At 61.2% G+C, this 18,575-nt stretch carries 19 protein-coding genes; 13 read left to right on the top strand and 6 right to left on the bottom strand.

Annotation, left to right across the window (positions count from 1 at the left end; translation table 11 throughout):
* Positions 1-5 precede the first annotated feature (5 nt).
* From PH562_RS14345 to PH562_RS14285, 13 genes are all read left to right on the top strand, one after another.
* Positions 6-1,361: an aspartate aminotransferase family protein gene (locus tag PH562_RS14345; RefSeq protein WP_285173762.1), complete on the top strand. Its 1,356-nt coding sequence runs from the start codon at positions 6-8 to the stop codon at positions 1,359-1,361.
* A gap of 2 nt (positions 1,362-1,363) precedes the next feature.
* Positions 1,364-2,647, top strand: coding sequence for an aspartate aminotransferase family protein (locus PH562_RS14340; protein WP_285173761.1), 1,284 nt, complete (start codon positions 1,364-1,366; stop codon positions 2,645-2,647).
* A gap of 6 nt (positions 2,648-2,653) precedes the next feature.
* Positions 2,654-3,673, top strand: a complete 1,020-nt coding sequence (locus PH562_RS14335) for a homoserine kinase (RefSeq protein ID WP_285173760.1) — start codon at positions 2,654-2,656, stop codon at positions 3,671-3,673.
* 54 nt (positions 3,674-3,727) lie between these two features.
* Entirely contained in the window at positions 3,728-4,114 is a 387-nt protein-coding gene (locus tag PH562_RS14330) for a 5-carboxymethyl-2-hydroxymuconate Delta-isomerase (protein WP_285173759.1), read from the top strand.
* A gap of 41 nt (positions 4,115-4,155) precedes the next feature.
* Positions 4,156-5,673 (top strand): 5-carboxymethyl-2-hydroxymuconate semialdehyde dehydrogenase, encoded by a 1,518-nt coding sequence (hpaE, locus tag PH562_RS14325; RefSeq protein ID WP_285173758.1) that lies wholly within the window; start codon positions 4,156-4,158, stop codon positions 5,671-5,673.
* Positions 5,674-5,712: 39 nt separating this feature from the next.
* The gene (hpaD, locus tag PH562_RS14320) at positions 5,713-6,693 is read left to right on the top strand and encodes a 3,4-dihydroxyphenylacetate 2,3-dioxygenase (RefSeq protein ID WP_285173757.1); all 981 of its coding nucleotides are present in this window, start codon (positions 5,713-5,715) and stop codon (positions 6,691-6,693) included.
* 65 nt (positions 6,694-6,758) lie between these two features.
* Positions 6,759-8,213, top strand: coding sequence for an NADP-dependent succinate-semialdehyde dehydrogenase (gene gabD / locus PH562_RS14315; protein WP_285173756.1), 1,455 nt, complete (start codon positions 6,759-6,761; stop codon positions 8,211-8,213).
* A gap of 23 nt (positions 8,214-8,236) precedes the next feature.
* A complete protein-coding gene (locus tag PH562_RS14310) occupies positions 8,237-9,109 on the top strand; it encodes a fumarylacetoacetate hydrolase family protein (RefSeq protein ID WP_285173755.1) in 873 nt (290 codons plus the stop codon).
* Complete coding sequence (gene hpaH, locus PH562_RS14305; protein ID WP_285173754.1) at positions 9,109-9,912, top strand: 2-oxo-hept-4-ene-1,7-dioate hydratase; 804 nt, start codon at positions 9,109-9,111, stop codon at positions 9,910-9,912. The genes PH562_RS14310 and hpaH overlap by 1 nt, the downstream gene beginning before the upstream one ends.
* A gap of 11 nt (positions 9,913-9,923) precedes the next feature.
* Positions 9,924-10,730 carry a 4-hydroxy-2-oxoheptanedioate aldolase gene (hpaI, locus tag PH562_RS14300; RefSeq protein ID WP_285173753.1) on the top strand — a complete coding sequence of 269 codons (807 nt, stop codon included), beginning with the start codon at positions 9,924-9,926 and terminating at the stop codon, positions 10,728-10,730.
* Positions 10,731-10,883: 153 nt separating this feature from the next.
* Entirely contained in the window at positions 10,884-11,672 is a 789-nt protein-coding gene (locus tag PH562_RS14295) for an SDR family NAD(P)-dependent oxidoreductase (RefSeq protein WP_285173752.1), read from the top strand.
* Between the two features lie 15 nt (positions 11,673-11,687).
* The gene (locus tag PH562_RS14290; RefSeq protein ID WP_285173751.1) at positions 11,688-12,467 is read left to right on the top strand and encodes a MoaF C-terminal domain-containing protein; all 780 of its coding nucleotides are present in this window, start codon (positions 11,688-11,690) and stop codon (positions 12,465-12,467) included.
* Positions 12,468-12,474: 7 nt separating this feature from the next.
* Positions 12,475-12,864: a nuclear transport factor 2 family protein gene (locus PH562_RS14285; RefSeq protein WP_285173750.1), complete on the top strand. Its 390-nt coding sequence runs from the start codon at positions 12,475-12,477 to the stop codon at positions 12,862-12,864.
* A 42-nt stretch (positions 12,865-12,906) separates the two neighbouring features.
* Here PH562_RS14285 and PH562_RS14280 read toward each other — a convergent pair whose 3' ends face one another.
* From PH562_RS14280 to PH562_RS14255, 6 genes are all read right to left on the bottom strand, one after another.
* A complete protein-coding gene (locus tag PH562_RS14280) occupies positions 12,907-13,851 on the bottom strand; it encodes an AraC-like ligand-binding domain-containing protein (protein ID WP_285173749.1) in 945 nt (314 codons plus the stop codon).
* Positions 13,852-13,888: 37 nt separating this feature from the next.
* On the bottom strand, positions 13,889-14,605 hold the full coding sequence (locus PH562_RS14275; protein WP_285173748.1) for an ABC transporter ATP-binding protein: 717 nt from the start codon (positions 14,603-14,605) through the stop codon (positions 13,889-13,891).
* Position 14,606: 1 nt separating this feature from the next.
* Entirely contained in the window at positions 14,607-15,311 is a 705-nt protein-coding gene (locus PH562_RS14270; protein ID WP_285173747.1) for an ABC transporter ATP-binding protein, read from the bottom strand.
* The gene (locus PH562_RS14265; protein WP_285173746.1) at positions 15,308-16,345 is read right to left on the bottom strand and encodes a branched-chain amino acid ABC transporter permease; all 1,038 of its coding nucleotides are present in this window, start codon (positions 16,343-16,345) and stop codon (positions 15,308-15,310) included. The genes PH562_RS14270 and PH562_RS14265 overlap by 4 nt, the downstream gene beginning before the upstream one ends.
* Positions 16,342-17,208, bottom strand: coding sequence for a branched-chain amino acid ABC transporter permease (locus tag PH562_RS14260; protein ID WP_285173745.1), 867 nt, complete (start codon positions 17,206-17,208; stop codon positions 16,342-16,344). The genes PH562_RS14265 and PH562_RS14260 overlap by 4 nt, the downstream gene beginning before the upstream one ends.
* 66 nt (positions 17,209-17,274) lie before the next feature.
* The gene (locus PH562_RS14255) at positions 17,275-18,528 is read right to left on the bottom strand and encodes an ABC transporter substrate-binding protein (protein WP_285173744.1); all 1,254 of its coding nucleotides are present in this window, start codon (positions 18,526-18,528) and stop codon (positions 17,275-17,277) included.
* Positions 18,529-18,575 lie beyond the last annotated feature (47 nt).

Raw genomic sequence — 18,575 nt, 5'->3', positions numbered from 1 at the left:
TTGACATGCGCGAAACCAATTTCATCATCGAAAACAACGCCCGGCATCTCTGGCATCCGATGGCCCATCCAGCCGAGATGCAGGCCAATCCCCCCCGCATCATCAATTCGGGCGAAGGTATCGAAATTGTCGATATTCAGGGCCAGAAGGTACTTGATGCCGTCGGCGGCCTATGGAACGTCAATCTCGGCTATTCCTGCGAGCCGGTGAAGAAAGCTATCCGCGACCAGCTCGATGAGCTGCCCTATTATTCGACCTTCCGCGGCACGACGAACTCGCCGCTAATCGAGCTTTCCTACGAGCTTGCCGAATGGTTCAAGCCGGATGGGTTGAGCCGTTCCTTCTTCACCTCCGGCGGCTCGGATTCGGTCGAGACCTGCCTGCGGCTGGCGCGCCAGTACCACAAGGTCAATGGCCAGCCGGAGCGCACCAAGTTCATCGCGCTGAAAAAGGGCTATCACGGCACGCATTTCGGTGGCGCCTCGGTCAACGGCAACCAGAACTTCCGCCGCAACTACGAGCCATTGCTGCCGGGCGTCTTCCACCTGCCCGCTCCGTTCACTTACCGCAACCCGTTCAACACCACCGACGGTGCGGAAATCGCGGCTGCGATCGGCAGGCTTTTCGAGGATGAAATCGCCTTCCAGGGCGCCGATACAATCGCCGCACTGATCGTCGAGCCGGTGCTCGGCGCGGGCGGCGTCATCGTTCCGCACGAAACCTTCCTGCCGCTGATGCGCGAGATCTGCGAGCGGCACGGGATCCTGCTGATCGCCGACGAGGTGATCACCGCCTTCGGCCGCACGGGCGCTTGGACCGGATCGCGCCTCTGGGGCGTGCAGCCGGACATGATGTCGACGGCCAAGGCGATCACCAACGGCTATTTCCCCTTCGGCGCTGTCATGATCTCCGACAAGGTCGCGCAGGTCTTCGAAAGCAATAAGGGGCCGCTCGGCAGCATCGGCCACGGCTACACCTATTCCGGCCATCCCGTCGGTGCCGCAGCAGCCCTCGCCACCTTGAAGGAAACCAAGCGACTCAACGTCGCCGACAACGCCGCCGCTCGTGGCGAAGAGCTGCTTGCCGGACTGAAGAAGCTGCAGGACAAGCATGAGCTGGTGGGCGACGTGCGTGGCAAGGGCCTCATGTGCGCCCTCGAACTCGTCAGCGACCGTGCCAAGAAGAGCGGCGCCGCCAAGGATGTGATCCAAAAGGTGCAGGACGCCACCTATGACGCCGGCGTTCTGGTGCGCACGTCCGGCGCCAACGTCATCATGTCGCCGCCGCTGATCGTAACGGCCGAGAATGTCCAGACCATGCTGAGCGCGCTCGACGCAGGCCTCACCGCAGCGAGAGGCTGATCATGTCCGACAACACAGCTCTTATTACGCGCCGTGAACGGCTTTTAGGCCGCAACATGTCGCTCTTTTACGACGACCCCGTGCATCTCGTGCGCGGGGAAGGCGTCTGGCTCTGGGACGCCGACGGCCGCAAATATCTCGACTGCTACAACAATGTGCCGCATGTCGGCCATTGCCATCCTCGCGTGGTGGAAGCGATCGCGCGGCAGGCGTCGACACTGAATACGCATACGCGCTATCTGCATGAAGGCATTCTCGACTATGTCGAGCGGCTGACAGCAACCTTCGACAAAAGCCTGAATGCGGCGATCCTGACCTGCACCGGCAGCGAAGCGAACGACGTAGCCCTGCGCATGGCACAAGCCATGACCGGCCAGACCGGCGTCATCGCCACGAACCACACCTATCACGGCAACACGGCGGCAGTGTCGCAGCTGTCGACCCGCATGCCGCCCGTCGGCGGTTTCGGCGGTCATGTTCGCCATGTGCCCGCGCCGGACAGCTATCGTCCGCTCGGCGGTAAGGGCGGCGATGCCTTTGCCATTGCTTTCGCGGCAGAAGTCGAGAAGGCGATCGCCTCGCTTCAGGACAGCCCGCATGGCTTTTCAGCCATCATCATCGACCCGTTCTTCGCCAATGAGGGCTTTCCGGATCTGCCGCCAGGTTTTCTCGACAAGACGGTTGCCGCCGTGCGCAAGGCTGGCGGCCTCGTCATTACCGACGAAGTGCAGCCCGGTTTCGGCCGCACCGGCACGCATATGTGGGGTCACCAGCACGCCGGCATCGTTCCCGATATCGTCACGCTCGGCAAGCCGATGGCAAACGGCCACCCGGTCGGCGGAGTCATTGCCAATGTCGATACGATAAACACCTTCCGCAAGGCATTCCGCTATTTCAACACCTTCGGCGGCAATCCGGTCTCCTGCGCTGCGGCCATGGCCGTGCTCGATGTCATCGAGGATGAAAACCTCGTCGAGAATGCCCGCAATGTCGGCGAATACACGCGCGACGCCTTCAAGCAGCTGACCGAGAAGCACTCGATCATCGGCGATGTGCGCGGCAGCGGCCTCTTCATGGGTACGGAATTCGTGCTGGATAGGCAAACGAAGGAGCCGGCCACTGCCGAGGCGACCCGGATCATCAATGCCATGCGCGACCGCGGCGTGCTGATGGGCAAGATCGGCATTCACCAATGCGCCACCAAGATCCGCCCGCCCATGCCATTCACCCGGGACAATGCCGACTTTATGTTGTCGATCTTCGACGACGTATTGATTGGTCTGTGAAGCAATATGGCCGATCCGTTGCCACAGACCATCCGCGACGCGCTGCAGAAGCGTGCGCTGCAAGCACTCGACCATTGGGCCGTGCAGGCCCATGAACCCATCCTGATGAAATATCGGGAGAATGCCGTCTTCCGCATCACGCTGGAAGACGGGCAATTCGCCGCGCTCCGGCTGCATCGGCCAGGCTATCATGACGAGACGAGCCTGCGCTCGGAGCTGCACTTCATGGCCGCCCTCAAGCACGGCGGCCTGGATGTGCCGAGCCCTGTGCCGACAAGCAGAAAGCACAGCCTTGTCCGACTGCCGGCCAACAGGCATTTTGCCGAACAGCATGCCGACGTGGTGAGCTGGATCGATGGTGTGCCGCTTGGCCAAAGTGGCGTGCCGCTATCGCAGTCTGTTGAGATGCAGGAAGCAATCTTCTTCCGTATCGGACAGAACATGGCCACCATGCACGCGCTTGCCGATGCGTGGGAACCACCGGAACGTTTTCGCCGCCCGGTTTGGGACATCGATGGGCTGGTCGGGGAAACGCCCCTCTGGGGCCGCTTCTGGGATTGTCGCGGCCTTTCATCTGAGAGCACTATCGCCCTCTCGGCATTACGCCACGAGCTGCGCCGTGCCCTCGCGAATGCGGGCAGCCGAAGCCTCGACTACGGGCTGATCCATGCCGATCTCGTGCGAGAAAACATCTTTCTGACGGGAGCCGACAGCAATGTCGCCTTCATCGATTTCGACGATGCGGGACACGGCTTCCGCCTGTTCGATCTTGCGACCACCCTGCTCAAGAACCGTAACGAACCCGCCTATCCGGCAATCGAGAAAGCGCTGATATCAGGCTATCGCAGCCGGCGCACGCTCTCCGAAGCGGCTCTGGCGGCCCTGCCCCTATTCATGGTGCTGAGGAACCTTACATATATTGGATGGCTCGCGGAACGTCCGGAAATTCCGGGCAATGCCGAACGTCTGTCGCGTTACGTCCATGAAAGTCTGCAGATGGCAAGACGGCTCGACTTTGCCGCTTGACATCTACGAGATATTTATTAACGTGTTAAGTAATTGAGGTCTCGGGAGGACTTGATGCCGCATCTCGCCATCGAATATTCGGCCAATCTGGAGGGTCGCGCCGATATCGGCGTGCTCTGCGAGCGACTGCTGAAGACAGTTCTCGACACCGGGCTTTTCGAGGTCGGGGCTGTGCGGGTGCGCGCCTTTCGCGCCGATCACTATGCCATCGCCGACATGCTACCAGAAAACGCTTTCGTCGATCTGAACTTCCGCATCGGTAAAGGCCGCACGGAGGACGAAAAGAAACGCACTGGCGAAGCAATCTTCGCCGCGGCGATCGATGTTCTCGGCCCGCTTTTCGAGACGCCGCATTTCGCGCTTTCGCTTGAGATCCGCGAGATCGATGCCGAACTCAGCTGGAAGAAGAACGCCATCCACCCGCGGCTGCGCGGCAAGTGACATTCCCTTCGCGGGACGACATAACACCAAAGGAATAGACGATGTCCAAACTGCAGGAAAACATCGCAAAGGCGGAAGGCTTTCTCGCGCGTTTCAAGGATCGCGGCGTTCTCAACCGCATCAATGGCGAGGATGTTCCAGCCGATGACGGTTCGACCTTCGAGACCATCTCGCCTGTCGATCTAAAGCCTCTCGCCACCGTCGCTCACGGCAAGACAGCCGATATCGATCGCGCCGCAAAGGCCGCAAAGGCTGCCTTCACTGAATGGGCCGCGATGCCGGGTGATGCCCGCAAGAAGCTCCTGCATAAAATCGCCGATGCGATCGTGGCCCGCGCCGAAGAAATCGCCTTCGTCGAATGCATGGATACCGGACAGTCCCTGAAATTCATGGCGAAGGCCGCCCTGCGCGGCGCGGAAAACTTCCGCTTCTTCGCCGACCGCGCGCCGGAAGCGCGCGATGGCAAGGCGCTGCGCGCCGAAGGCCAAATGAACCTGACGACACGCGTGCCGATCGGCCCGGTCGGCATTATCACACCCTGGAACACGCCTTTCATGCTGTCGACCTGGAAGATCGCGCCGGCTCTCGCTGCGGGCTGCACCATCGTTCACAAGCCGGCAGAATTCTCACCGTTGACGGCCCGCCTGCTGGTGGAGATCGCCGAAGACGCTGGTCTCCCGAAGGGGGTATGGAATCTCGTCAACGGTCTGGGCGAAGACGCCGGTAAGGCTCTCACGGAACATCCCCTGATCAAGGCGATCGGTTTTGTCGGCGAAAGCCGCACCGGCTCGATGATCATGAAGCAAGGTGCCGACACGTTGAAGCGCGTGCATTTCGAGCTTGGCGGCAAGAACCCGGTCATCGTTTTTGCCGATGCCGATCTCGAGCGCGCCGCCGACGCCGCCGTCTTCATGATCTATTCTTTGAATGGCGAGCGCTGCACTTCGTCCTCCCGCCTGCTGGTCGAGGAAAGCGTCTACGACAAGTTCACCGCGATCGTCGCCGAGAAGGCCAAGCGCATCAAGGTCGGCCATCCCCTTGATCCGGAAACCGTCGTCGGCCCGCTCGTCCATCCCGTCCATGAAAAGAAGGTACTCGAATATATTCAGATCGGCCGTTCCGAAGGTGCGACCCTTGCTGCCGGCGGCGAAAAGGTCAACGGTCCTGGCGGTGGCTGCTACGTCTCGCCTACCCTGTTCACCGGTGCCAGCAACCAGATGCGCATTGCTCAGGAAGAAATCTTCGGGCCGGTGCTGACCGCCATTCCCTTCAAGGACGAAGCCGATGCGCTGGCGCTAGCCAACGATGTGCAATACGGCCTCACCGGCTATCTCTGGACGGCCGACGTCACCCGGGCCTTCCGTTTCACCGATTACCTCGAAGCCGGCATGATCTGGGTCAATTCGGAAAATGTGCGTCACCTGCCGACACCCTTCGGTGGGGTCAAGAACTCCGGCATCGGCCGCGACGGCGGCGACTGGTCCTTCGATTTCTACATGGAAACCAAGAACGTCGCCTTCGCCACCAAGCCGCACGCGATCCAGAAACTCGGCGGCTGAGCCGCCAATATCTATAAGTACGCATAAGAGGAGGAACAAATGCCCCTGCCGAAACCTAATCTCTATCCGCCCTTCAACATCGTTCGCCTCAGCCATATCGAATTTGGCGTCACCGATCTTGCCAAGTCCCGTGCCTTCTATGTCGACACGCTCGGCCTGCAGGTGACGGATGAAACGGCTGATACGATTTACCTCCGGGCAATGGAGGAACGTGGTCATCACTGCATCGTGCTGAAGAAATCCGACAAGGCCGAAGCCCGCGATCTCGGCTTCAAGGTCTTCAGCGACGAGGATCTCGATAAGGCGGCGCACTTCTTCAAGGGCAAGGAGCTGCCAGTCGAATGGGTAGAGCGCCCCTATCAGGCGCGGACTTTCCGCACCCGCGACCCGCATGGCATCCCGCTTGAATTCTATTCGAAGATGGACCGCCTGCCGCCGATCCACCAGAAATATGCGCTCTACAAGGGCGTGAAGCCGCTGCGCATCGACCACTTCAACTGCTTCTCGACCAATGTCGACGAAAGTGTCGCCTTCTATAATGAACTCGGCTTCCGCGTGACCGAATATACCGAGGATGCCGAGACCGGCCGCCTCTGGGCCGCCTGGACGCACCGCAAGGGCGGTGTCCACGACATCGCCTTCACCAATGGCCGTGGCCCGCGCCTGCACCACACTGCCTTCTGGGTGCCGACGCCGCTCAACATCATCGACCTGCTCGACCTGATGGCGACGACAGGCTGGGTCGCCAATATCGAGCGCGGTCCGGGACGCCACGGCATCTCCAACGCCTTCTTCCTCTATATTCTCGATCCCGACGGCCACCGCATCGAGATCTATTGCTCGGACTATCAGACCGTCGATCCCGATCTGGAGCCGATCAAGTGGGATCTCAAAGATCCACAACGTCAGACACTTTGGGGTGCGCCGGCTCCCAAATCATGGTTCGAACATGGTAGCCTGTTTGCCGGTGCGGAAGTGGCCGAGCCTGACTTGAAGGCACAGCCGATTATCGCGCCTTAAGCGTTACCCTTGAGAGCGGGAAAACACCCGCTTCTCATCAACGTTCGCGAGGCGAGGAGACTGTCATGAATTTGAGAGACGCAACATTGTTCCGGCAGGCGGCATTGGTCGGTGGCGAGTGGATCGAAGCCGATCCGTCCAATGCGATCAAGGTCGACAATCCGGCGAATGGCGAGATCATCGGCCTGGTCCCCAATCTGGGGGCTGCCGAGACCAAGAAGGCGATCGCCGCAGCAGAAGCCGCACAGAAGGAATGGTCTGCCCGCACCGCCAAGGAGCGCTCCGGCATCCTGAGACGCTGGTTCGAGCTGATGATGGAAAATCAGGACGATCTCGGACGCATCCTGACGGCAGAGCAGGGCAAACCGCTGCCGGAAGCCAAGGGCGAGATCGCCTATGGCGCCAGCTTCGTCGAATGGTTTGCCGAAGAAGCCCGCCGCGTTTATGGCGACATCATTCCCGGCCACCAGAAGGACAAGCGCATTCTGGTCATGAAGCAGCCGATCGGCGTCGTGGCGGCGATTACGCCCTGGAATTTTCCCAATGCCATGATCACCCGCAAGGCCGGCCCTGCCTTTGCCGCCGGCTGCGCCATGGTGCTCAAACCTGCCTCGCAGACGCCATTTTCGGCGATCGCCATTGCGATCCTTGCCGAACGCGCCGGCCTGCCGAAGGGCCTCTTCAATGTTCTCACAGGCTCGGCCCGTGCCATCGGCGGCGAGATGACCGCAAGCCCCGTCGTGCGCAAGCTCACCTTCACCGGCTCGACCGAAGTCGGCGCCGAGCTCTATAAGCAGAGCGCGCCGACCATCAAGAAACTCGGTCTTGAGCTTGGCGGCAATGCGCCTTTCATCGTGTTCGACGATGCCGATCTCGATGCGGCCGTCGAGGGCGCACTGATCGCCAAGTTCCGCAACAATGGCCAGACCTGCGTCTGCGCCAATCGTCTCTACGTGCAGGATGGCGTCTATGATGCCTTTGCCGAAAAGCTCTCCAAGGCTGTCGGCTCGCTGAAAACAGGCAACGGTTTCGACGAAGGCATCAACCTCGGTCCGCTGATCGACGAGGCGGCCCTTGCCAAGGTCGAAGAGCATGTCGCCGATGCCCTTTCCAAGGGCGGCCGTATCGTTGCTGGCGGGCATCGCCATCAGCTCGGCGGACGTTTTTATGAGGCAACTGTGCTTGCCGATGTCACGCCCGCCATGGCCGTCGCCAAGGAAGAGACCTTCGGGCCGGTCGCTCCCCTCTTCCGCTTCAAGGATGAGGCCGATGTCATCGCACAGGCCAACGACACCGAATTCGGCCTTGCCTCCTACTTCTATGCCAAGGATCTCGCCCGCGTCTTCCGCGTTGCCGAAGCCCTGGAATACGGCATGGTTGGCGTCAATACCGGGCTGATCTCGACGGCCGAAGCGCCCTTCGGCGGCGTCAAGCTCTCTGGCCTCGGCCGCGAAGGTTCGCGCTACGGCATCGAGGAATTCACCGAAATCAAATATGTCTGCCTCGGCGGTGTCGTCTGAGGTCAAGAGAAGGCCATGAAAGCATGACCCATCCAAGATTCCTGTCCTTTTCGAGAAACGGCCGTCATGGCTACGGGCTTGCGGTCGACGGCGGCGTTGTCGACCTCTCGGCTCGCCACGGCGCGACTTGGCCGACGCTGCGCGAAGTGATCGAGGCTGGCCGCCTCGTTGAACTTGCGGAGGAAGCCAAGACGTTGAAGCCGGATTTTACGCTCGACGAGGTTCGCTTCCAGATTCCCATTCCGGCGCCGGAAAAGATCATTTGCGTCGGGGTCAATTTCCCCGACCGCAATGAGGAATATAAGGATGGGCAGGCTGCCCCTTCCAATCCCTCGCTTTTCATCCGCTTTCCGCGCTCGCTCACCGGGCACGACCAGCCCCTGATCCGGCCGCCGGAAAGCCCGCAGCTCGACTATGAGGGCGAAGTCGTCATCGTCATCGGCAAGGGTGGCCGGCGGATCGCCGAAGCCGACGCCTTCTCCCATATCGGGGCCCTCTCGCTCTGCAACGAGGGCACGATCCGCGATTGGGTGCGGCATGCGAAATTCAACGTCACCCAGGGCAAGAACTTCGACAATACCGGCTCGATCGGCCCGTGGCTGATCCCCTTCACGGATGCGGCACAGCTTGAAGACATTGCGCTCACGACGCGCGTCAATGGCGAAGTGCGCCAGAGCGACCGCACCAGCCGGATGATCTTCTCCTTCCGCAAGATCATCAACTACATCTCCACCTTCACAACGCTGGTGCCCGGCGACGTCATCGTCACGGGAACGCCGACCGGTGCCGGCGCCCGCTTTGACCCGCCGATCTGGCTGAAACCCGGCGATATCGTCGAGGTCGAAGCCGATGGTCTCGGCATCCTGAAAAATACCATTGCCGACGAGGTGCGCTGATGCTGTCGCAAGATGAAATCCAGGCTGCGGCCGAAAGCCTCGATCAGGCAGAGCGGACACGCGTTCAAACAGGGCTCCTTTCGCTCAAGCATCCGCAGATGACGATGGACGACTCTTATGCGGTCCAGAGCGCCTGGGTGCAGAAGAAGATCGCTAGGGGACGCAAGCCTATCGGCTGGAAGATCGGGCTGACATCGAAGGCGATGCAATATGCGCTGAACATCAACATTCCGGATTCCGGCGTGCTCTTCGACGATATGGTGTTCGAAGATGGCGCCACCGTGCCAGCCGACCGCTTCATCCAGCCGCGCATCGAGGCCGAGATCGCCTTCGTCATGAAGGCGCCGCTCAAGGGTCCTGATATCTCGATCTTCGACGTGCTGAATGCCACCGACTACGTGACACCGGCGCTTGAAATTCTCGACACGCGCATCCTTCGCGTCGATCCGGAGACGAAGAAGGCGCGCACCATCGTCGACACCATTTCCGACAATGCCGCCAATGCCGGCATCGTCACCGGCGGCCGCGCCGTGCGACCCGGAGAGATCGACATGCGCTGGATGGGCGCGATCGTCAGCCGCAATGCCGAGGTCGAGGAAACGGGCCTTGGCGCGGGCGTGCTCAACCAGCCCGCACGCGGCATCGCCTGGCTTGCCAATCGCCTATCGCAATATGGCGATGGCATCGAAGCCGGCCAGATCGTGCTTGCCGGTTCGTTCATCCGCCCGATCGAGGCGCGGCATGGCGATACGATCAACGCCGATTTTGGCCCTTACGGATCGGTCAGCCTGTTCTTTGCATGAAGGAGTGAACCATGCCGGCGCCCAAAAATCTCTTCAAACAGGCCCTGAAGGAAGAGCGGACGCAGATCGGCCTCTGGCAAGCGCTCGCCAATGCCTACACGGTCGAAATCTGCGCCGGCGCCGGCTACGACTGGTTGCTGCTCGATGCCGAGCATGCACCGAACGACGTGCCGCTTCTCGTCTCGCAGCTGCAGGCGATGAAGGGCGCGGCTAGCCATGCGGTGATCCGTCCGCCGATCGGCGAGACCTGGATCATCAAGCAGATGCTCGACATCGGCGCGCAGACCCTGCTCATCCCGATGGTCGACAGCAAAGAGATGGCCGAGACCATGGTCAAGGCTGTTCGGTACCCACCGCATGGCGTGCGCGGCGTCGGCGCAGCCCTTGCCCGCGCCTCCGCCTTCAACCGCATTCCGGACTACCTTGCTACGGCCAATGACGAGATCTGCTTGCTTCTGCAGGTGGAAAGCCGCGCCGGACTTGCGGCGCTCGACGACATCGCCTCGACCGAAGGAGTTGACGGCGTCTTTATCGGACCATCCGATCTTGCCGCAGACATGGGCTATCTCGGCAAGCCGGGTGCCCCTGAAGTGCAGGCAGAAGTCGAAAAGGCGCTCGCAAAAATCCAGTCGCATGGCAAGGCCGCCGGCATTTTGATCGGCGATCTCTCGCTGGCAAAACGCTATCTCGAGCTTGGCGCCACCTTCGTCGCGATCGGCAACGACGTCACCCTGCTTGCCAATGCCACGGTCAAGCTCCTTGACGATTTCAAGAAGGCGGATGTCGCCAAGCCGCCTCAAGACGTCAAGGTCTATTGAGCGCCGCCCTTCCGGCATCGCTTGACCTTGCGCCTCGTCACGCAAGTTTCGGCAAAAACGTTGTGCACGCTCAGTCAAAACGGACTGCACAGCTGGACGCGACGCCTCTGCAAGCATCGGTCATGATGAACCCGAAAGCGAAGAGGAGGGAACATGCGTTTCAAGAACAAGACCGCCCTGATCACCGGCGGCGGTACGGGCATCGGCGCGGCGGTTGCGCGCCGCATCAACCAGGAAGGCGGCAATGTCGCGCTCGTCGGGCGTCGTCCCGAGCCGCTGAGAAGTGTTGCCGATGAAATCGGCGCGACCATCGTCGCGGCCGATGCCGCCGATGGGGCAGCGATGAAGGGCGCCGTCGAGAAGGTTGTCGATATCTATGGCGGCCTCGACATTCTCATTGCCAATGCCGGCGGCCATGGCGTCGGGCCGACGGTCAGCATGTCGGACGAGACGTGGGATCTCGCCGTCCGTCTCAACCTCAACACCGCCTTCGTCAGCGCTCGCGAATCCCTACCGCATCTCATCAAGAACCAGGGAAATATCGTCGTCCTCGCCTCGATCGCCGGGCTCTTTGCCGGGCCGGATGCGGCGGGCTATGTCACGATGAAGCATGGCTGCATCGGGCTTGCGAAATCGCTGGCGCGCGATTACGGCCGCAAGGGCGTGCGCACCAACACCGTCTGCCCCGGCTGGGTAACGACCGCGATGGCGGACGAGCAGATGGAATTCATCGTCGAGAAGTACAAACTGAAGAGCATCGAGGAAGCCTATGCGCTCGTCACTAAGGACGTGCCGCTTGGCCGCCCCGCGACCGCCGAAGATGTCGCCAGTGCCGTCTGCTTCCTCGCCTCGGGCGAAGCATCGATGATCAACGGCGCGGTCCTGACCGTCGACGGCGGTGCCGGCACCGTCGACCTGCCGACACTGGCCTTTGTAGAATAACGGGAGGAAATATCGATGAACCAGAACCCCAAGGACTGGAAAACCTATGACGAATTCGCCTATGGCATCGATACGAACCGACTGCCCGCAACGGAGGCTTTGACCGGCACGTCTCACAAGATCGCGTTCGACGACGGCCGCACCCTGGAGCTTGCCTTCGCCAAAGGCGAGGTCAAATGGTCGGATGGCAAGGACAGCGGAAACGATTTATCCGAGGTGATCGAAGTCGCGCCGAAGACTTATTTCGTCGAGATCATCTTTGCCGGCCGCCCCAAGGAAGCCGAGACGCTGATCCTCAATACCGAAACGCGCCGCGTGCTTTCCATTTACTCGGTCGTTCGCGATCTCAACGATTCCGTCGGCGAGCCGCAGGTCGCGCAGATCTTCCGGCCGGGTGTCATTGAAGGTGGCGCCGCAAGCGGGCCGGTACCGCATGAGAGCCGCGACCTGATCGGGCTCAGGGCGCACTTCACTTATAGCCCCAACCACGTCTACGAGCACACCTATCTCTCCTCGCAGCGCTATGCCTGGCAATGCCTCGTCGGCGTGCAGCGCGGTCATGGCGATGTGGACCTGACCACAACCTATAAGTTCGACGACAATCTCTACATATTTACGTTCCGCGAGTTCAAGATCGCGGTCGCATCCACCTTCTTCTACAATTTCAACGACATGCGCTCGACCGGCAAGTTCCTCGGCATCACCGGCGACGGGCGCATCCAGAACAGCCCGGCCGGCGCCTTCATCCGCAAGGCCTCGATGACCTATTATCTGCCCGGCCAGGAACCAGTGTGAGGATCCCATGCGCAAAGCATTCGATATCGTAAAGGCGCATTACGACGCCAATGACCGCCGCGACATGGATGGCATGCTTGCCGACATCGCCCCCGATTGCCGCTGGACCGAGATGGACGGATTTCCCTGCGCCGGCACCTATGTCGGACCGCAGGAAATCTTCAAGAACGTCTTCCAGGCACTCGGCCAGACCTTCGACGGATATACCTTCAAGCTCGAACGCCTTCTCGATGCCGGCGGCGAGGTCGTTGGCGTGGGGGACTATAGCGGCACCAACAAGCAGACCGGGAAAGCCTTCAAGGCTCGCGTCGTGCATGTCTGGGGCGTCGCAGACGACAAGATCCGGCGTTTTGAGCAGTTCACCGATACGCTGAGAGTGGCTGAATCCATGCGATGAGCAATTGAGGCGGCTCGGCTCCGGCCGGGCCGCCTTGTCCGCCTAGGACATCCCGGCCTTGCGCCATTGCGACGGCGAAACGCCATAGCGATGGCGGAAGGCCCGCGAGAAATGCGCGCTGGAGGAAAAACCGAGTGCGAACGCGATCTCGGCTATTTCTCCGGCATGACCGCCGCCTTCCCGCAGCTTTGCCGCAGCCTTCTGCACACGCAGGTCCCAGATATAATCCGAGGGCGTCAAGCGCTCGACCTCCAATGCACGGTAGACGTAACGCACCGAGCAGCCCATACGGCGCGCGATCAAGGTGACGGTCAGGTCCGGCCGTTCGAGATTGATCTCGATGAAGTCCTTGATCCGGTGCAGCAGCACATCGAGTGGATTTGCGATAGGCCTTGCCTGCTGTAGGTCGGCGCCAATCATGGTGCGCACGAGCTCGATCATGGTCTGGCCGACGCTCAAGCGCCGGGCCTCGTCAAGATGATCGATCTCACGGATGGTGGAGTCCATCAGGGATAGAAGGATGCGGCACATTCCGTCTTGCTCGGCACGGGCCGTGAAGGGCTGCGCCAATCGTTCGACGACCGCATGAGGCAGCGCGTGGCGCGGCAATTGCAGCAGCAACTGGCGGACCGGCGTGCTGTTCGTCAGTATATAGGAGCGGCCGGGATCGTAGATGACAAGCGCATTCTGCGAGACGGGTACATGCAATCCGCCCTGCGTCAATGACGCGCTACCCTCCGTCTGCACGATCAGCTTGATCGCGTCGGGATCTTCCGGCGCTGCCGTCACATGCTCGCCGAAGACGACATGTCGGTCCGCTTCCAGCCGCGTCAGCCGGCAAGTGCCCAGCATGGCGGATGCCATGCGGCTCTTTTCTTCATCTGCGGTGCCGAAATCGAGCCGGACATTGCCGAAGAGATCGCGCGCCAGCCCCGCGAAGGCTCGGCCGCTGGCGCTGTCGACATGCCGGTGAAGTGCTGCGGCCATGATCGATGTCCTCAAGAGGTGAGATATTTCCTTCGCGTCAGCTTGCCAGATAGGCGCCGTGCAGAATGTCCGGCTGAGCCTTGAGCGTCGCGGCTGTGCCCGAAAAAACCAGGCGCCCGCGTTCCAGCACGAGCGCCTGGTCGGCAAGATCGAGTGCAAGATTGGCGAACTGCTCGATCAGCAAAACGCCGATGCCGCGCGCGGCGGCAATTTTCAATGCCTCGGCCAACCGCTTAACGACGGCCGGCGCCAGGCCGAGCGACAGCTCGTCGACCATCATGAAGCGCGGCTTGGCGATGAAGGCCTGCGCCATCGCCACCATCTGCTTCTGGCCGCCGGAAAGGTCCGATGCCGATTGGCGCCGACGCTCCAAAAGCTCGGGAAATATCTCATAGGCATGGGCCAGCCCTTCTCGCCGAGCCGCCGTCGATCCCTCCAGCGCGGCCACGAGAATATTGTCCTCGACGGAAAGTTGCCCGAGTACGCGATGTCCCTCCGGCACGAGCGCAAGCCCGGCGCGACGAATGCGGTCGGGCGAGAAGCCTTCGAGCGTGATATCGCCAAGACGTACCGAACCGCCGCGTGGCAGGACGCCGGCCATGGCCATGACCGTGCTCGACTTGCCCGCTCCATTGGCGCCGAGAAGCGTCGTGATCTTCCCGGCCGCGACCGAAAAGCAAACGTCATGAATGACGCGTTTGCCGCCGCGCTCGACGACGAGATGTTCGACGCTGACTTCCGACGTGGCGTCCATATCAGAACTCCCCCAAATAGGCGCGCCGCACATTGGGATCGGCAAGCACGGTTTGTGTCGGGCCGAGCGCCAGAAGCTTGCCGTAGTCGAGCACCATGGTTTCGCTGCACATGGAGCGGATGAGATCGACATCGTGGTCGATGATCAGCACCTGTGCGCGGAACTCCGCCGGGATACGCAGCACCATTTCACGAAAAGCCTTGCCCTCGTCTTCGGTCAGGCCGGCGGCTGGTTCATCGAGCAGGATAAGCTTCGGCTCGCCAACAACGCATTTTGCCAGCTCGACGAGACGGCGCTGGAAGAGATTGAGGGATTGGCCGAGCCGATCGGCAACCTCAGTGAGACCAACGAAGGCAAGCGCCTGCTCGACCGCATGGGAATGATGCCCAGCGCCGACGACATGATCGGCGATCGCCGCGACATTGTCGGCAACCGTCAGGTCCTCCACCACCTGCTCCGTCTGGAACGAGCGTCGCAAGCCCGCACGCACCCGCTGCAGCGGCGTCATCGGCAGCAGCGGCCGCTCACCGAGCGAGACCGATCCTTGTATCGGTTTCACGAAACCGGAAAGCACATTGAGCAATGTGGTCTTGCCTGCACCGTTCGGGCCGATGAGACCGGCGACCGGCGCCATCAGCACGGCGCTGAGTTCATTGATCGGCCTGATACCGCCGAACTGCACGATGAGATTGTCGATCTTGATCATCGTGCTTTCCCCCTGGAAAGAGCCGCGCTCAGCCGGACGATGAGAGCCGATATCTGGCCGGCAATGCCTGTCGGTGCGGTCGCCAGCGCATGGAATAGGGCAACGCCGAAGATCCCGATCGTGACATAGCCATCAATGCCGAGATCAGTGAGCAGGGCCGGGACGGCACGCAGCAGCAGGCCGGCGATGACGGCGCCGTACCAGTTGAAGACACCGCCGACGATGGCAAGTGCGAAGAGGTTGAGGCTCTCGAAGGCGCCGAAGGCACGCCCGTCGAGCTGACCGACATTGCCCGCGAGCAATCCACCTGCGAGACCGGCCAGAAAGCCGCTCAACGCGAAGGCCCAAGCCTTGTAGATCAGCACATTGACGCCGCTGGCAACCGCAACCGTCTCGCCCTTGCGGATCAGCGCCCACGCCCGTCCGGGACGGGCAAGTTTGTGCCATTGCGCGATCAGCAGGCCGATCGCTGCCACGACACAGACATAGAGGAAATAGGAGACTTCGCCATCGGCGATTGCCGGTCTTGCGAGCATGGCGCGGCCGGCACCATCCGCCCGACCCAGGAAGCCAGGACCGCCATCCGGAAAACCCCAGGCGCTGATAACGATCTGGAAGGCGCCCGCCAACATCAGCGTCACGAGCGCGAGATAAAGACCGCGCAGGCGCAAGGCGGGCACGCCGAACGCCAATCCCACCACAGAAGCGACGATACCGCCGGCAAGCAGACTAAGCTCAAAAGGCGGATGAAAGGCATGGCCGACGCGAAGCGTCACCCAGCCGCCGACGCCGACAAGCGCGAACTGGCAAAGCGAGACGAGACCGAGCTGACCATAGAGGATGGCAAGCCCGGCGACCGATAGAGAGAGTGCGACAGCGGAGGTTGCTGCAGAGAGCCAGAAGGAATTGGCAAGGCAGGCAACAACGATAGAAAAGATCGCCATCGTCACAGGCACATGAATAAGCTGCTTGGGCAGACGCACCATCGGTATGCCCTCGGCTGTTGGGGCGATTGTTTGCTCCTGAACGGTCATCGGTCCTTCAACGCGACTTTCGCGGTGCCTCCCAAGATAGTGACCGCGACAAGCGCGATGATGAAGGGTGCTGCTGCTCGATAGGGCGAGATCCAGGCGACGGGCGTCAGCACGGCCTCGGCGATGCCGATCAGTAAGCCGGCAACGGCCGTTTGCCAGAGCGACTGCAACTGGCCGAGGATCGCCGCGGCGATCGCCGGGATCACCAGCAAGGTGAGAAAGGTGCCTTGCAGCCGGACGAGATCAGCCAACAAAAGACCGGCAAAACCGGAGAAGATGCCGGTCATGATCCAGGCAGCGGTTTCCGTATAAAGGATGCGCACGCCGAGGACCGCGCTGAGATCGCGATCATTGGCAAGGGCGCGCATATCCAAGCCAAGGCGCGTGCGGGTCAGAAGCAGCGTGATGGCAATGACCATGACGACGGCGAGAATGATGGCGATGATACGCGTGAAGGTCAGGCGCACGGCAAAGAGAGAAACGAACATCTGGTCGGTCGGGAACTGCAGGCGGCGCGGCAGCTCACCCCAGATGACGCCCATGATCGCAATCAAAATCAGCGCCGGCGCCAGCGTCCCAACGGCGCGCACGACGATATCACGATGCGATAGCAGGGGGGCGAAGATCCGGCCATAGAGAAAGCTGATCACCGTCGAGACGGCAACGGCGGCGAGGATGGCGGCGGCAAGCGGCATCTTCCACTCCAGCAGTTGCCAGGCGCAGTGCGCACCGATCGCGCCGAAGGCACCGAATGCGAAGTTGAGAACGCCGGTCGCTCGAAACAGGACGACAAGACCGACGCCGGAGAGCGCATAGACTGCGCCGATGCCCAGGCCGGAAATAATGAAGGATAGAAGGTTCATGGATCGATCCTTTCGGGTCGTTCGGTTCCGCGGATTTACCGCGGAACCGATGGCAAGCGTCAGGGCTCAGTTGATGCCGGCGGACTTTTCGAAGGCGCGGATATCCTTCAGCTCAGGATCAGGCGACGGTACGCAATCGGAAACGACCTTCCACTTTCCACCCTCGGCAACGGCCATGCGCGTCGTCGAATTGGCGTTGTGGCGCGGCTGGCCATCGCCGTAGTACCAGGGAGCGCAGAAGATATCGCTCTTGAAACCCTTGATTTCGCGTACGGCGGCAGAGGCGGTCTCGCGGTCGATCTTGGCAGGGTCAAGCGTCATCAGTGCCTTCTCGGCGATGCGAGCCGCGAGATAGCCGGCCTGGGCGAAGGTATCGCGCGGATCGGACTTCTGGCCGTACTGATCCATGACGGCGAGCCAATTCTGATTGTCCGGCGTCTGCGCGTTCAGATCGTTGAATTCCATGTTGACATAGAACTTGTCGTCCCAGCCGGAACCGATGGTAGCTGGGACCGAGAGATCGTAAGCAGAGGCAGCACTGAGGAAGGTGATCGTCTGGTTGAGGCCCTGCTCTTCGGCAGCCGTCAGCAGCGGCACGGCCACGCCCTTCGACAGGCCAAGCACGATGACATCCGGCTTGCTTGCCGCCGCTTGCAGGATGATCGATGTGGCGTCAGCGGAACCTGGATCCATGAGGATCGTCTGGGCGGCGAAGCCCTTTTCCTTGGCGAGCAGCATGACGCCATCGCAGGACCAGGTGCCGACATTCGGGATATTGGGACCGATGCAGACGACGGACTTCGCATTCAGCTTGTCGAGCGCATAGCCCATCGCACCGAGCATCGACACGCGCGGCCCGGCATTGGTCGGCGCATAATTCTCCGCAAAGTAGCATTCACGCGGCACGCCGACACCGGCGACGACCAAAATGCCCGACTTCTTGTAGAAATCGGCATTGGCGCCGCATTCGACATAGCTGGAATTGCCGACCATCAGCACGGCCTTCTCGTCGTTGACCAGCTTTGCGGCGAGCTGTGCGGCGATTTCGGGATTCCACTGATCGTCTTCGACCAGATATTTGATCGGCCGGCCCTTAATGCCACCATTGGCGTTCAGGCAGTCGAAATAGGCCTTCGCCGCCTTGGTGGAATTCGAAAAGTCATCCGGCCCGGTCTTGCCCGTGATGGCACCAATGATAATCGGTTCACCCGTTGCCGGCTTTCCAGTGTTGTCGCCGCAAGATGCGGCCGCATGCGCGCTGAACGACGATGCGAGTGTCAGCAAAAGGCCGATTGCCAGCCCTCTCAGATTGATAGGCATTGTCTCCTCCAGTTTGTTGTCCCGCTCCCCACGGGCTCTTTGCTTCC

The organism is Rhizobium centroccidentale, assembly GCF_030182565.1.
Taxonomy (GTDB): domain Bacteria; phylum Pseudomonadota; class Alphaproteobacteria; order Rhizobiales; family Rhizobiaceae; genus Rhizobium.
This window is presented reverse-complemented; position numbering and strand designations above follow the sequence as displayed.

Coding starts and splice junctions, on each gene's coding strand:
- PH562_RS14345 (WP_285173762.1), top strand. CDS start 6: ATGCGCGAAACCAATTTCATCATCGAAAACAACGCCCGGCATCTCTGG.
- PH562_RS14340 (WP_285173761.1), top strand. CDS start 1,364: ATGTCCGACAACACAGCTCTTATTACGCGCCGTGAACGGCTTTTAGGC.
- PH562_RS14335 (WP_285173760.1), top strand. CDS start 2,654: ATGGCCGATCCGTTGCCACAGACCATCCGCGACGCGCTGCAGAAGCGT.
- PH562_RS14330 (WP_285173759.1), top strand. CDS start 3,728: ATGCCGCATCTCGCCATCGAATATTCGGCCAATCTGGAGGGTCGCGCC.
- hpaE (WP_285173758.1), top strand. CDS start 4,156: ATGTCCAAACTGCAGGAAAACATCGCAAAGGCGGAAGGCTTTCTCGCG.
- hpaD (WP_285173757.1), top strand. CDS start 5,713: ATGCCCCTGCCGAAACCTAATCTCTATCCGCCCTTCAACATCGTTCGC.
- gabD (WP_285173756.1), top strand. CDS start 6,759: ATGAATTTGAGAGACGCAACATTGTTCCGGCAGGCGGCATTGGTCGGT.
- PH562_RS14310 (WP_285173755.1), top strand. CDS start 8,237: ATGACCCATCCAAGATTCCTGTCCTTTTCGAGAAACGGCCGTCATGGC.
- hpaH (WP_285173754.1), top strand. CDS start 9,109: ATGCTGTCGCAAGATGAAATCCAGGCTGCGGCCGAAAGCCTCGATCAG.
- hpaI (WP_285173753.1), top strand. CDS start 9,924: ATGCCGGCGCCCAAAAATCTCTTCAAACAGGCCCTGAAGGAAGAGCGG.
- PH562_RS14295 (WP_285173752.1), top strand. CDS start 10,884: ATGCGTTTCAAGAACAAGACCGCCCTGATCACCGGCGGCGGTACGGGC.
- PH562_RS14290 (WP_285173751.1), top strand. CDS start 11,688: ATGAACCAGAACCCCAAGGACTGGAAAACCTATGACGAATTCGCCTAT.
- PH562_RS14285 (WP_285173750.1), top strand. CDS start 12,475: ATGCGCAAAGCATTCGATATCGTAAAGGCGCATTACGACGCCAATGAC.
- PH562_RS14280 (WP_285173749.1), bottom strand. CDS start 13,851: ATGGCCGCAGCACTTCACCGGCATGTCGACAGCGCCAGCGGCCGAGCC.
- PH562_RS14275 (WP_285173748.1), bottom strand. CDS start 14,605: ATGGACGCCACGTCGGAAGTCAGCGTCGAACATCTCGTCGTCGAGCGC.
- PH562_RS14270 (WP_285173747.1), bottom strand. CDS start 15,311: ATGATCAAGATCGACAATCTCATCGTGCAGTTCGGCGGTATCAGGCCG.
- PH562_RS14265 (WP_285173746.1), bottom strand. CDS start 16,345: ATGACCGTTCAGGAGCAAACAATCGCCCCAACAGCCGAGGGCATACCG.
- PH562_RS14260 (WP_285173745.1), bottom strand. CDS start 17,208: ATGAACCTTCTATCCTTCATTATTTCCGGCCTGGGCATCGGCGCAGTC.
- PH562_RS14255 (WP_285173744.1), bottom strand. CDS start 18,528: ATGCCTATCAATCTGAGAGGGCTGGCAATCGGCCTTTTGCTGACACTC.